General features: G+C 56.0%; 13 protein-coding genes. 5 read left to right on the top strand and 8 right to left on the bottom strand.

What is annotated here, in order from left to right; all coding sequences use genetic code 11:
• The 3 genes from artJ to F3I44_RS20285 form a co-directional block, all read right to left on the bottom strand.
• Positions 1-732, bottom strand: a complete 732-nt coding sequence (gene artJ, locus F3I44_RS20295; protein WP_150015248.1) for an arginine ABC transporter substrate-binding protein — start codon at positions 730-732, stop codon at positions 1-3.
• Positions 733-747: 15 nt separating this feature from the next.
• Positions 748-1,476, bottom strand: a complete 729-nt coding sequence (artP, locus tag F3I44_RS20290; RefSeq protein ID WP_150015247.1) for an arginine ABC transporter ATP-binding protein ArtP — start codon at positions 1,474-1,476, stop codon at positions 748-750.
• A gap of 223 nt (positions 1,477-1,699) precedes the next feature.
• On the bottom strand, positions 1,700-2,239 hold the full coding sequence (locus tag F3I44_RS20285) for a lipoprotein (RefSeq protein ID WP_150015246.1): 540 nt from the start codon (positions 2,237-2,239) through the stop codon (positions 1,700-1,702).
• 106 nt (positions 2,240-2,345) lie between these two features.
• On the opposite strand from F3I44_RS20285, the gene F3I44_RS20280 reads away from it, so the two are divergent.
• On the top strand, positions 2,346-2,666 hold the full coding sequence (locus tag F3I44_RS20280; RefSeq protein WP_150015245.1) for a heavy metal-binding domain-containing protein: 321 nt from the start codon (positions 2,346-2,348) through the stop codon (positions 2,664-2,666).
• Positions 2,663-3,487 carry an N-acetylmuramoyl-L-alanine amidase gene (locus F3I44_RS20275; RefSeq protein WP_150015244.1) on the top strand — a complete coding sequence of 275 codons (825 nt, stop codon included), beginning with the start codon at positions 2,663-2,665 and terminating at the stop codon, positions 3,485-3,487. Before F3I44_RS20280 ends, F3I44_RS20275 begins: the two co-directional genes overlap by 4 nt.
• A 4-nt stretch (positions 3,488-3,491) precedes the next feature.
• Here the strand turns inward: F3I44_RS20275 and ltaE are convergent, their stop codons facing one another.
• The 3 genes from ltaE to F3I44_RS20260 all read right to left on the bottom strand — a co-directional run bounded on the left by ltaE (position 3,492) and on the right by F3I44_RS20260 (position 7,315).
• Positions 3,492-4,493, bottom strand: a complete 1,002-nt coding sequence (gene ltaE / locus F3I44_RS20270; RefSeq protein ID WP_150015243.1) for a low-specificity L-threonine aldolase — start codon at positions 4,491-4,493, stop codon at positions 3,492-3,494.
• Positions 4,494-4,563: 70 nt separating this feature from the next.
• On the bottom strand, positions 4,564-6,285 hold the full coding sequence (gene poxB / locus F3I44_RS20265; RefSeq protein WP_150015242.1) for a ubiquinone-dependent pyruvate dehydrogenase: 1,722 nt from the start codon (positions 6,283-6,285) through the stop codon (positions 4,564-4,566).
• A 130-nt stretch (positions 6,286-6,415) separates the two neighbouring features.
• Positions 6,416-7,315, bottom strand: coding sequence for a lysine exporter LysO family protein (locus tag F3I44_RS20260; protein ID WP_150015241.1), 900 nt, complete (start codon positions 7,313-7,315; stop codon positions 6,416-6,418).
• Positions 7,316-7,440: 125 nt separating this feature from the next.
• Here F3I44_RS20260 and F3I44_RS20255 point away from each other — a divergent pair, with 125 nt between their 5' ends.
• The gene (locus F3I44_RS20255) at positions 7,441-9,078 is read left to right on the top strand and encodes an ATP-dependent endonuclease (RefSeq protein WP_150015240.1); all 1,638 of its coding nucleotides are present in this window, start codon (positions 7,441-7,443) and stop codon (positions 9,076-9,078) included.
• Positions 9,079-9,152: 74 nt separating this feature from the next.
• Here F3I44_RS20255 and cspD read toward each other — a convergent pair whose 3' ends face one another.
• On the bottom strand, positions 9,153-9,374 hold the full coding sequence (gene cspD / locus F3I44_RS20250) for a cold shock-like protein CspD (protein WP_013357297.1): 222 nt from the start codon (positions 9,372-9,374) through the stop codon (positions 9,153-9,155).
• Between the two features lie 316 nt (positions 9,375-9,690).
• Here cspD and clpS point away from each other — a divergent pair, with 316 nt between their 5' ends.
• Entirely contained in the window at positions 9,691-10,011 is a 321-nt protein-coding gene (gene clpS / locus F3I44_RS20245) for an ATP-dependent Clp protease adapter ClpS (protein ID WP_003849318.1), read from the top strand.
• A gap of 52 nt (positions 10,012-10,063) precedes the next feature.
• Positions 10,064-12,340 (top strand): ATP-dependent Clp protease ATP-binding subunit ClpA, encoded by a 2,277-nt coding sequence (clpA, locus tag F3I44_RS20240; RefSeq protein ID WP_150015239.1) that lies wholly within the window; start codon positions 10,064-10,066, stop codon positions 12,338-12,340.
• 86 nt (positions 12,341-12,426) lie between these two features.
• Here the strand turns inward: clpA and infA are convergent, their stop codons facing one another.
• On the bottom strand, positions 12,427-12,645 hold the full coding sequence (gene infA / locus F3I44_RS20235; protein ID WP_002211347.1) for a translation initiation factor IF-1: 219 nt from the start codon (positions 12,643-12,645) through the stop codon (positions 12,427-12,429).
• Positions 12,646-12,769: the final 124 nt, after the last annotated feature.

The raw sequence follows: 12,769 nt of genomic DNA, 5'->3' as shown, positions 1-12,769 counted from the left end.
TTACTGCTGGAACCATTTGCTGTAGATGGTTTTGTAGGTGCCGTCTGCTTTGATCTTATCCAGTGCGCCGTTGAATTTGCTCTGCAACTCGGTGTTACCGGTGCGTACGGCAATGCCCAGACCGGTACCAAAGTAGGCTTTGTCCGTCACTTTGTCGCCGACGGCAGCCAGCGCAGCATTCTGCTTCAGCCACTCGTTGACCACAGCGGTGTCACCGAACACGGCATCAATACGGCCATTTTTCAGATCCAGAACGGCATTCTGATAGCTGTCGTAAGGCACAGTGGTAATTTCGCTGTGTTTTTCCGTCAGGTATTTTTGATGGGTGGTGCCGTTCTGAACGCCTACGCGTTTGCCTTTCAGGGCCTCAACGCTGGCGACTTTGCCTTTCTGGGCCACAAACAGCGCAGAATTGTCATAGTAAGGTTTGGTGAACAGGACCTGCTTTTCACGCTCCGGCGTGATATCCATGCCCGCCATCACCGCATCAAAGCGGCGGAACTTCAGGCTCGGGATCAGGCTGTCGAATGCCTGATTGGTGAAAGTACAGGTTGCGTCGATCTCTTTACACAGCGCATTGGCCAGATCGACATCAAAGCCCTGGATCTTATTGTCCGCATCCACAAATTCAAAAGGAGGATAAGAGGCTTCGGTCGCAAAACGAATCGTCTGTGCCGCGGTAGCGCTCAGGCTAAAACCGGCAAGCAGTGCAGCAAGTACCATTTTTTTCATTTTTAGCATCCTGACTTAGTGCGAAAGATAGTGAGCAAACGCGTCGGTTTGCGGCTGTGTAAAGCGGCTGGCATCGCCCTGTTCCACAATGTGACCGTTCTCCATATAAACCACGCGGCTGGCCGTTTTACGTGCCACTTCCACTTCATGGGTCACAATCACCTGGGTAATGCGTGTCTGCGCCAGTTCGCGAATGATACTGACAATCTGTGCGGTAATTTCAGGGTCCAGCGCGGCCGTCGGCTCATCGAAAAGCAGCACCTGTGGCTCCATCATCAGCGCGCGGGCAATGGCCACACGCTGCTGCTGCCCCCCGGAGAGATGCAGCGGAAAGCGATCGCTGTAGGGCGTCAGGCGCAGCCGGTCAAGCAGCTTATCGGCGCGGGCGCGGGCGTCGCTTTTACTGAGGCCCAGAACCCGGCAGGGCGCTTCGATCAGATTCTGCAGCACGGTCAGATGTGGCCAGAGATTATATTGCTGGAACACCATGCCGACGTTCTGACGCAGTTCGCGAATCGCGGCATCAGACGGTTTCTGCGCGAAGTCGAAGTGATTGCCCGCAATTTGCAACTGACCTGAACGGGGCTGCTCCAGCAGATTAAGTACCCGCAGCAGCGAACTCTTGCCCGCACCACTGGGCCCCAGCAGCACCAGGGTCTCGCCTTGCGGACACTCAAGGTTGATGTCGAACAGCGCCTGATGAGCACCGTAGAAGCAGTTTATTGCGTTTAGTTGAATACTCATGCGCCAGATTTGAATAGCTATTAGTGTCGCGGATTTTAACGTCACCAGAATAGTTATGCAATTAAGGTGGGTTAAAATTTGTAAAACAGCAGGTAAACAGCAAAAGCTTAGCACAATATCATGCGCTGTCTGCCGTCAGTAAAAGGCCGTGCGGCGGGCAGCGGCTATAAAAAAAGCGCAGTCACCTGCGGTGGCTGCGCTTCTTATAACCGTTAAATCTGAATTATTTTTTTGATTTTTCAAGCATCTGGCTCAGGCTGCCACCCTCGGCATGCGCAGGGTTCGCCATGTAGCGCACGTCGTCAACGACCCAGCAGGTGCCCTGATGGATCATCAGCACTTCATCCTGCCACTGTTTGCCGTCGCGGCTCAGATCGACCCGCAGCGGGATGTTGCGTGCATCGCGGTTCGGAATGGTGGAGGCATCGGCGACGCGGGCAGCCGTCGGACCCTGTGACAGGCTGGAGAAGAGATCGCCATTGCGCCACTGTGAGCCAGCATTACTGCCGCTGGCCGCCTGAAGGGAGTGATAAAGCGCATCACTCAGGTAAGGGCGATATTTTGCCAGCGTGTTGCTGTCGGGCAGACCCTGCACAGGCTGTTCGACACGCAGATCGTAAAACTTCTGGGCTACCTGGTCAGGACCGCCATCAATACAGGGGGCGGTGCGCTGGCCATTATCCTTAATGACTGGCTCAACGGTGGTACAGGCGCTGAGCAACAGGGCCGCCGGAATTAATAGCGCAAACGCGTTGTTTCTCATCTCGATTTCCTTATGGTTCTCTGGCAAGGTGCCCTTTTTAGCATAGAGTATAGCCGTGCTTTTTAGTCGAAAGAGCCTTAGCCCGGTTTACAACAAGGAGAATGCGATGAAATTTTCAACAACCCCAACGCTGGAAGGTCACAGCATCAGTGAATATTGCGGTGTGGTTACCGGAGAAGCGATTCTGGGTGCCAACATCTTCCGTGATTTTTTCGCGGGCATCCGTGATGTGGTCGGTGGTCGTTCCGGCGCGTATGAGAAAGAGCTGCGTAAAGCACGTGAAATCGCGTTTAAAGAGCTGGAAGAGCAGGCAAAAGCGCTGGGTGCCAACGCTGTGGTCGGTATCGACATTGATTACGAAACGGTTGGCAAAGATGGCAGCATGCTGATGGTCAGCGTCAGCGGCACGGCGGTGATCATTCGTTGAAACGCGGGCTGTTGCTGATACTGGCACTGCTGCTGGCGGGCTGTCACTCCGGGATGGAAGCGCGTGACGGCTACTGGGCCGATCTGCGGCATCCGGCACAGGGCGCGCGACCGCGGGTGAAGGTGATTGTGATCCACTACACCGCCGAAGATTTTTCTTCGTCGCTGGCGACACTTACCGATCGGGAAGTCAGCGCCCACTATCTGATTCCCCGCCAGCCGCCTCAACGCGCCGGTAAAGGCGTTATCTGGCAGCTGGTGCCAGAGCAGCAGCTCGCCTGGCATGCCGGGCCCAGCTTCTGGCGTGGAGCCACACGCATCAATGACACCTCGATTGGCATTGAACTGGTGAACCGGGGGTATCGCCGGACGCTGACCGGCCTCGAATGGCAGCCCTTTACTGCCGCGCAGATCCCCACCCTGGAGGCGCTGGTGCGGGATATTGCACAGCGTTACGACATCCCACCAGAAAACATTGTCGGTCACAGTGATATCGCGCCGCAGCGCAAGCAGGATCCGGGCCCACTGTTCCCGTGGCAGCAACTGGCACAGCGCGGACTCGGTGCCTGGCCCGATGCCGGGCGGGTGCAGCTTTATTTAGCGGGTCAGGATCCACATGCGCGGGTGCCTGTACAGCCGCTCATGGAAAGTCTGCAACGCTACGGTTATGCGGTGACAGCGGGGATGAGTGCGCGTGAGCAGCAGAGGGTGATTGCCGCCTTTCAGATGCATTTCCGGCCTGCGGATTATCGCGGTCAGCCCGATGCCGAAACCGCCGCGATAGCTGCCGCGCTTCTGGATAAGTACGGCGCGTCGCAATAGCGAATTACTGTTGCAGAAACGCTTTCCAGTGGGTGACAACCTGCTCCAGCGCCGCACGGTCAGCATCCAGATGAGTGACCAGTCGGGTGCGTGTTCCCACGCTGATTAACACGCCGCGTGCCTTCATCCACTCGCCTAAGGGTTTAACCTGGGCTTCCGGTACCGCCACGAACAGCATGTTGGTCTGCTGATCGAGGACGCTGACGCCCAGCTCATGCAACTGCTGTCCCAGCCAGGCGGCATTGTCATGATCCTCCTGCAGTCGCGCCACGTTGTGCTCTAACGCATAGAGACCCGCCGCCGCCAGAATACCCGCCTGACGCATGCCGCCGCCGGTCATTTTGCGCCAGCGACGGGCGCGCTCAATCAGCGCCGTATTGCCACACAGCAGCGAACCGACGGGTGTGCCCAGACCTTTAGAGAGACAGATGGTCAGGGTGTCACAATAGCGGGCGATCGCCGTCAGCGTGGTCTTCTGCGCAACCACGGCGTTGAAAATGCGCGCGCCATCAATATGCAGCGCCAGCTTGTGCTCGCGGGTGAAGGTCCAGGCCTGGTCCAGATAATCCAGCGGCAGCACTTTACCGTGATGGGTGTTCTCCAGACTCAGCAGACGGGTGCGGGCAAAGTGAATATCATCCGGCTTAATGGCCGCTGCCACCACATCGAGCGGCAGGGTGCCATCATCGGCGGCCAGCACCGGCTGCGGCTGAATGCTGCCCAGCACCGCCGCACCGCCCGCTTCATATTTGTAGTTGTGCGCCTGCTGACCGACGATATATTCATCGCCGCGCTCGCAGTGGCTGAGCAACGCCACCAGATTTGCCTGGGTGCCGGTCGGGAAAAACAGTGCCGCGGCTTTGCCGCTCAGTCGTGCTGCTTCCGCCTCCAGCGCATTCACGGTGGGATCGTCACGGTAGACGTCATCACCGATTTCGGCTGACATCATCGCGCTTAACATGGCGGCGCTGGGCCGGGTCACGGTATCACTGCGTAAATCGATCACCTTATGCTCCTGGATGTGGCGAAAGAGAAAAAAAGGCGGGCATCGCGCCCGCCTGGATGGAGCCTCTGTTTTACCGCAGCCAGTTGGTTTTCGCCAGTTCTACCACCTCATCACCGCGACCGTTCATGATGGCGCGCAGCATGTAGAGACTGAAGCCTTTGGCCTGCTCCATTTTGATCTGCGGTGGCATGGCCAGTTCCTCTTTGGCGGTGATGACATCGACCAGCACCGGGCCATCATGGGCAAACGCCTGCTCCAGCGCGCCATTCAGTTCTGACGCCTTTTCTACCCGGATGCCACGAATGCCGCAGGCCTGGGCGATAGCAGCAAAGTCGGGATTTTCCAGCTCCGTGCCGTCGGTGAGATAGCCACCGGCCTTCATCTCCATCGCCACAAAGCCCAGCACACTGTTGTTAAAGATCACCAGTTTTACCGGCATTTTCAGCTGCGCCAGCGAGATGAAATCGCCCATCAGCATGCTGAAACCGCCGTCGCCGCACAGCGCCACGACCTGACGGTTGCGATCAATCGACTGCGCACCCAGCGCCTGTGGCATCGCGTTAGCCATTGAGCCATGGTTAAACGAACCCAGCAGGCGACGTCTGCCGTTCATCTTCAGGTAGCGCGCCGCCCAGACGGTCGGGGTTCCGACATCGCAGGTAAAAATAGCGTCGTCGCTGGCGTAATGGCTGATCTGCTGTGCCAGATATTGCGGATGAATCGGCTGCTTGTCGTTGGGTTGCGCCAGCTCGTCGAGACTTTTGCGCGCCTCGCCATAATGCTTAACCGCGCTGTCGAGATGTTTGCGATCGCTTTTGGGCGTCAGTTGCGGCAGCAGCGCCTGCAGCGTGCTTTTCACATCGCCAACATAAGCCTGATCGACGTGACAATGTGATCCGAGGCTGCCCGGATTGATATCGATCTGAATGATCTTGGCGTTTTCCGGATAGAAGGCGCGATAGGGGAACTGGGTGCCAAGCAACACCAGCGTCCCGGCATTCATCATGGCGTGGAAACCGGATGAGAACCCGATCAGGCCGGTCATGCCAACATCATAAGGGTTATCATTTTCGATGTGTTCTTTGCCGCGCAGCGCATGGACGACAGGGGCTTTCAGCGCTTCGGCCAGCGCGACCACTTCCTGATGCGCACCAGCGCAGCCACTGCCGCACAGCAGCGTAATGTCAGTGGCCTCGTTCAGCGTCTGTGCCAGCCGGGCCAGTTCGGCGGGCTGCGGCAGGACCTGCGGTAACTGCGGCGGATACCACTCAGTGCTGGCGCTTTCCGGTGCCAGTTTCAGCGCAATATCACCTGGCAGTACCACAACCGAGACGCCGCGATTCAGAATCGCTTTTCGCATGGCGATGCCCAGAACCTGGGGTAACTGCTCAGGATTCGAGACCAGCTCACAGTAGTGGCTGCATTCGCGGAACAGCTCCTGCGGATGGGTTTCCTGAAAATAGCCGCTGCCGATTTCGCTGGAGGGGATGTGCGCGGCAATCGCCAGAACCGGAACGCGGTTACGATGGCAGTCGAACAAACCGTTGATGAGATGTAAATTGCCCGGCCCGCAGGAACCGGCGCAGACCGCCAGTTCGCCGCTGATGTGCGCTTCCGCGCCCGCCGCAAAGGCAGCCACTTCTTCGTGGCGCGTCGGCATCCATTCGATGGTGCCCATGCGATTGAGACTGTCGCTCAGGCCGTTCAGGGAGTCCCCGGTGACACCCCAGATGCGTTTGACGCCCGCGCTTTCCAGCGTTTTGGCGACCAGCGCCGCCACGGTTTGTTTCATGCTCTTCTCCTTTGTCGGCCCGTACTAAAGAGTGACGTGACCAGAACCGAAAAAAGAAGCGTAGACGACACGGCAGAAAAGCAGACGTGAAAAAATGCGCTGGCAGAGCTCAGCCCATCTCAGACCGGGGTCAGGCAGAGAAGAGGGCGATCAGAATCGGGGCCAGCAGGCTCATGACAAAACCGTGCACAATGGCAGCAGGGACAATCTCGTTGCCGCCCGCCCGCTGCAGCACCGGCAGGGTAAAGTCCATTGAGGTGGCTCCGCACAGGCCCAGTGCACTCGAACGATGACGGCCAATCAGTGCCGGGATCAGCATGATGGCGACCAGTTCACGTACCAGGTCGTTGAAGAAGGCGGCGCTGCCGATGACCGGGCCAAAGGCTTCGGTCATCAGAATGCCTGAGAGGGAGTACCAGCCAAAGCCGCTGGCTAGTGCCAGACCAGTCTTCAGTGGCATGCCCAGCACCAGCGCGGCAATCAGGCCCCCGATCAGCGCGCTGACCAGCACGACAACGGCCACCAGCATGCCACGACGGTTCAGGATAATCTGACGCAGCGTCATGCCACTGCCACGCAGCTGAATACCCACCAGAAACAGCAGGAAAATCAGCGCATATTCGCTGGCGGTTGAGGCGTGATGCAGCAGCGGCCACTGGGTCAGGCCAAGCAGAAAACCAAGGACAACGACGCCGCACAGTTTCAGGGAGTCCAGCGCCATATGCAGCCGTGATGGCAGTTTCTCCTGCCGGTGCGCATGCTGCCAGGGAGCATATTTTTCCAGTCCGCGCAGTGCCAGCAGGTTACACAGCAGAATGCAGAACGCCGCTACCAGCGCGGTGTGAAAAACCGCCAGCAGGTTGCTGCTCAGATTGTCGAGAAAGGCCAGACTGATGCCCATAAAGAAGAGAATCACGTAAACCATCCAGCCCAGCAGCTGATTTACCCGGCGCAGGGTGTCGGTTTTGCGGAAAGGTAGCAACCAGCCGGCGATCAGCGGCAGCAGAATAATCAGAAGTCCGGAGTACATATCAATGCCATCCATGGGGGAAGAGGCAACACGCTAGCGAAAAAGCGTATTGGAGTAAACCCCATAGCAGCTTGACCGGTTCGCTGGCGGCAACCATGCTGTTTATAACCTGAGGATGGACGCCTATGATTCTGGAACATATCGATATTCGCGGTTTCCGCGGCATCAACAAGCTCTCACTTCCTTTAACCCGGACTAATCTGCTGATTGGTGAGAATGCCTGGGGCAAATCCAGCCTGCTGGATGCCCTGAGCCTGTTACTTTCGCCTAACGAACCGGCCTATGTTTTTACCCAGGCTGATTTCCATTTCACCCCAGGCGATGTGGCCGATCCCATGCGCCGTCTGTCAGTCGTATTTCATTTTCGCGATGATGGCTGCGACCCGGATGCTGTGCTCTCAACGTTCTGGCAGCGCGATGCTCAGGGCCAGCGTCGGCTTTATTACAGCGTCAGCGCGATCTGGCGTGACAGCGGCATCGAAACCCGACGCCGTTTCGTTGATGTGAACGCGCAGCTGTTGCCAGAGCAACATTGCGCGGCGGCCATTGACCTGTTGCTGAAACGCTATCCGGTGCTGCGACTGCGCGATGCGCGCTTTAGTAAGCGGACGCGTAACAGTGCGCCGGTGGCTACTCCACATCCTGAGGTGCTGGCGAGCATGGCGTCGCTGGCGCGCGATCTGGAACACTATCCTCAGCAGCTCAGTGATGAGGTGCTGCGACAGGGGCTGAAGACCATGCAGCAACTGATGCAGCACTATTTTCTGGTGCAGTTGCCCGATGCGGGCAATGAACTCAGGTCGCGGGATCCACAGACACGCGACGGGGAAAAAGGATGGAGGGCGCTGGATCAGCTCAATCAGCTGATAGCCGGAACCGACTCCCGCAGTCGTCAGCTGATTCTGCTGCAGATGTTTACCCTGTTGATTGAGGCGCGAGGCGACGTCCCGCTGGCCGCTGATGCCCGGCCGCTGCTGCTGATTGAAGATCCGGAAACCCGTCTGCATCCGATTATGCTGTCGGTGGCGTGGAACCTGCTAAAGCTGTTGCCGCTGCAAAAAATCGCCACCACCAATTCTGCTGAGCTTCTGTCTCAGGTGCCGGTAGAAAACGTCTGTCGTCTGGTACGCGGCCCCTCGCGCGTGACCGCCTGGCGCATCGGGCCAGAAGGGCTGAGTGCCGAAGAGAGCCGGCGCATCGGCTTCCATATTCGCGTCAACCGGCCTGCGGCGCTGTTTGCCCGTTGCTGGCTGCTGGTGGAGGGGGAAACCGAAGTCTGGATTATGAATGAGCTGGCACAGCAGTGCGGTTACAACTTTGCGGCTGAAGGGGTTAAGGTAATTGAGTTTGCGCAGTCGGGCTTAAAGCCGCTACTGAAGTTTGCCCGTCGCATGGGCATCGCCTGGCATGTGCTGACAGACGGCGATCAGGCGGGTAACAAATATGCCAGCACGGCACGCACGCAGTTACAGCCCGGCGATCCTGAGCTGCGTTTTCTGACGCAGTTACCGGCGCTGGATATGGAGAATTTTCTCTATCACCAGGGCTTTCAGGATGTCTATCATCAGATGGCGCACCTGCCGTTAAACGTTCCCATGAGTTCCAGGTGTATTATTACTAAAGCGATTCATCATAGTTCTAAACCTGAACTCGCCATCGCGGTGGCGACGTCAGCAGCGGAACGCGGGCCGGAGGCCATCCCGCCGTTAATACGGGAGATGTTTGCCCGGGTGATTCGGCTGGCGCAGCGCCAGGCAGATTAAGTCTGCTTCGTAAAGAAAAATGCCAGCGGCACTGGCTGGCATTTTTAGGTCACTGTTCAGAGGTGGGGTATGTATCACGCCACGGCCTGTATCTCAACCGGCACGATGAGGCTGGCGTGATTGCCTTTCGGGCCTTCATGAACATCGAACTGAACCTGCTGGCCTGCCTTTAGCGTGCGGTAGCCTTCCATCTGAATGGTGGAGTAGTGTGCAAAAATATCGTCGCCACCGCCAACCGGACAGATAAAGCCAAAGCCTTTGGAATTATTGAACCATTTAACTGTGCCCGTCTCCATGCTTTTACTTCCCTCGCAAGACATTTTATAAGTAGGTGAGGTCTTACAGGCTGTGAGTCGGATTTGATTAAAACTCAATCAGCGTGTGCAGGTAGAATGTAGAGAAAGCGCCGCTGGCGTCAAGCAAACCACCGGGCCAGGTGGAGAAAAAATCATCAAAATTTGAGGTAGTTAACGCTATTGCAAATTTTGTGATGCAGGTCGCGCAAGGGAATTTCTGAATAAATTTTCAGCAGCGACCAGGAGCTTGACAGGCATGTTAAACTCTCAACATGTAGCCAATAAAAGGCTCAAAGCAAAATCTCAACGGAACACTATGGCAAACACAAACGACTGGCTTAATTTTGAACATCTGGCCGAAGACAAAGTACGCGAAGGGTTAAAGCCGCCTTCTATGTATAAAGTCATTCTGAATAATGACGATTATACACCTATGGAATTTGTTATTGACGTCGTGCAAAAGTTCTTTTCTTATGATGTTGAACGTGCAACGCAGCTGATGTTGAAAGTTCACTATCACGGCAAGGCGATCTGTGGTGTATTTACAGCAGAAGTCGCCGAAACAAAAGCGGCCCAGGTGAACAACTATGCGCGGGAAAATCATCATCCGTTGCTGTGTACGCTGGAAAAAGCCTGAACCCGTCTCCATATAGGAAACTGGTAAGGGCGATAATTGGGGGAGGTGCCTAATGCTCAATCAAGAACTGGAACTCAGTTTAAATATGGCTTTCGCCAGAGCGCGTGAGCACCGTCATGAGTTTATGACCGTCGAGCATCTGTTACTGGCGTTGCTCAGTAACCCGTCGGCCAGAGAGGCACTGGAAGCCTGTACGGTGGACATTGTGGCTCTGCGGCAGGAACTCGAAGCCTTCATCGAACAAACCACGCCGGTGCTGCCCGCCAGCGAAGAGGAGCGTGACACTCAACCGACGCTCAGCTTCCAGCGCGTGTTGCAGCGTGCGGTTTTCCATGTCCAGTCATCCGGTCGCAGCGAAGTCACCGGGGCAAATGTGCTGGTCGCCATCTTCAGCGAGCAGGAGTCGCAAGCGGCCTATCTGTTACGCAAACATGAAGTCAGCCGCCTTGATGTGGTGAATTTCATCTCTCATGGTACGCGCAAAGACGAACCGGGCCAGGCGCCAGGCGCTGAAAATCCGGTTAACGAAGAGCAAGCAGGCGGGGAGGATCGTATGGAAAACTTCACCACCAATCTTAATCAGCTTGCTCGCGTCGGTGGTATCGATCCACTGATTGGTCGCGATAAAGAGCTGGAACGTACTATTCAGGTACTGTGCCGTCGTCGTAAAAATAACCCGCTGCTGGTGGGTGAATCGGGTGTGGGTAAAACCGCCATTGCAGAAGGTCTCGCCTGGCGTATCGAGCAGGGCGATGTACCGGAAGTGATGAAAGACTGCACCATCTACTCGCTGGACATCGGTTCATTGCTGGCGGGCACCAAATACCGTGGTGATTTTGAGAAACGTTTCAAAGCGCTGCTTAAGCAACTTGAACAGGACGAACACAGCATTCTGTTTATCGATGAGATCCATACCATCATCGGTGCGGGTGCCGCGTCCGGCGGCCAGGTTGATGCCGCTAACCTGATCAAGCCACTGCTTTCTTCAGGCAAGATTCGCGTGATGGGTTCCACCACGTATCAGGAATTCAGCAACATCTTCGAAAAAGATCGTGCTCTGGCGCGTCGCTTCCAGAAGATCGATATCACGGAGCCTTCCGTTGAAGAGACCGTACAAATCCTGAATGGTCTGAAAACTAAGTACGAAGCGCATCACGATGTGCGTTATACCGCGAAAGCGGTGCGTGCAGCCGTGGAACTGGCGGTGAAATATATCAACGATCGTCATCTGCCTGACAAGGCGATTGATGTGATTGATGAAGCGGGCGCGCGTGCGCGCCTGATGCCGGCCAGTAAGCGTAAAAAAACCATCAATGTCTCTGACATTGAAACCGTGGTGGCCCGTATTGCCCGTATTCCTGAGCAAAGCGTGTCGGCAACCGATCGCGATACGCTGAGAAATCTGGGTGATCGCCTGAAGATGCTGGTGTTTGGTCAGGACAACGCCATTGCGGTGCTGACGGAAGCAATCAAAATGAGCCGCGCGGGTCTGGGTCAGGACCGTAAGCCGGTCGGTTCCTTCCTGTTTGCCGGACCAACCGGTGTGGGTAAAACGGAAGTCACCGTGCAGCTGGCGAAAGCACTGGGCATTGAGCTGCTGCGCTTTGATATGTCTGAGTACATGGAGCGTCACACCGTTAGTCGTCTGATTGGTGCACCTCCGGGTTACGTTGGATTTGATCAGGGTGGCCTGCTGACGGATGCGGTAATCAAGCATCCTCATGCAGTCGTGCTGCTGGATGAGATTGAGAAAGCGCACCCGGATGTCTTTAATCTGCTGCTTCAGGTGATGGATAACGGCATGCTGACCGACAACAACGGCCGTAAGGCAGACTTCCGTAACGTGGTGCTGGTGATGACCACCAACGCCGGTGTGCGTGAGACAGAACGTAAGTCGATTGGCCTGATTCATCAGGACAACAGCACCGATGCGATGGAGGAGATCAAAAAGATCTTTACGCCAGAGTTTCGTAACCGTCTCGACAACATCATCTGGTTCAGTCACCTGTCACCAGAGGTGATCCATCAGGTGGTCGACAAGTTTATTGTCGAGTTGCAGGCGCAGCTGGATGCGAAAGGCGTATCGCTGGAAGTCAGTGATGAAGCACGTGACTGGCTGGCTGAGAAGGGCTACGACAAAGCGATGGGCGCACGTCCGATGGCGCGCACCGTGCAGGATAGCCTGAAGAAACCGTTAGCTAACGAACTGCTGTTTGGTTCGCTGGTGGATGGCGGCTCAGTATCCGTCGCGCTGGATCGTGAAAAAGGTGAACTGACCTATCACTTCCTGAGCGCTGAAAAACGCAAAACCGAAGGCACTGTGCATTAATCCCCTGCTGCAGATGTGAAAAAGGCCGGATGTTAATCCGGCCTTTTTTTTCGCTACAATGTGCAGAGCGATGAGATTACTGCAAATTAGCGACTACGGAAGACAATGCGGCCTTTGCTCAGGTCGTACGGGGTCAACTCAACGGTCACTTTGTCACCCGTCAGGATACGGATGTAGTTTTTGCGCATTTTACCGGAGATATGAGCAGTAACCACGTGTCCGTTTTCGAGTTCTACGCGGAACATGGTGTTAGGTAACGTATCCAGTACGGTACCTTGCATTTCAATATTGTCTTCTTTGGCCATCGAATCCTCTGGGTGTACTACCTTTCAGTTGAACCGGCAAGATAATGCCCAATTCAACGATTTATGTAAAGAACCGTCGGCGATTTTGCCAACGCTTTGCCGGGGTGCACGTCAGTTGCGCGCA

The organism is Pantoea sp. F_5 (genome assembly GCF_008631595.1).
In the GTDB taxonomy this organism is placed as follows: Bacteria; Pseudomonadota; Gammaproteobacteria; order Enterobacterales; family Enterobacteriaceae; genus Pantoea; species Pantoea gossypiicola.
The sequence above is the reverse complement of the archived record's forward strand: the minus strand, read 5'-3'. Positions and strand labels throughout refer to the sequence as shown.

Bases quoted from the DNA above. Each gene is read 5' to 3' on its own strand.
- infA (WP_002211347.1), bottom strand. From the start codon at position 12,645: ATGGCCAAAGAAGACAATATTGAAATGCAAGGTACCGTACTGGATACG.
- clpA (WP_150015239.1), top strand. From the start codon at position 10,064: ATGCTCAATCAAGAACTGGAACTCAGTTTAAATATGGCTTTCGCCAGA.
- F3I44_RS20285 (WP_150015246.1), bottom strand. From the start codon at position 2,239: ATGAGAAACAACGCGTTTGCGCTATTAATTCCGGCGGCCCTGTTGCTC.
- artJ (WP_150015248.1), bottom strand. From the start codon at position 732: ATGAAAAAAATGGTACTTGCTGCACTGCTTGCCGGTTTTAGCCTGAGC.
- poxB (WP_150015242.1), bottom strand. From the start codon at position 6,285: ATGAAACAAACCGTGGCGGCGCTGGTCGCCAAAACGCTGGAAAGCGCG.
- F3I44_RS20255 (WP_150015240.1), top strand. From the start codon at position 7,441: ATGATTCTGGAACATATCGATATTCGCGGTTTCCGCGGCATCAACAAG.
- F3I44_RS20280 (WP_150015245.1), top strand. From the start codon at position 2,346: ATGAAATTTTCAACAACCCCAACGCTGGAAGGTCACAGCATCAGTGAA.
- F3I44_RS20260 (WP_150015241.1), bottom strand. From the start codon at position 7,315: ATGTACTCCGGACTTCTGATTATTCTGCTGCCGCTGATCGCCGGCTGG.
- clpS (WP_003849318.1), top strand. From the start codon at position 9,691: ATGGCAAACACAAACGACTGGCTTAATTTTGAACATCTGGCCGAAGAC.
- cspD (WP_013357297.1), bottom strand. From the start codon at position 9,374: ATGGAGACGGGCACAGTTAAATGGTTCAATAATTCCAAAGGCTTTGGC.
- artP (WP_150015247.1), bottom strand. From the start codon at position 1,476: ATGAGTATTCAACTAAACGCAATAAACTGCTTCTACGGTGCTCATCAG.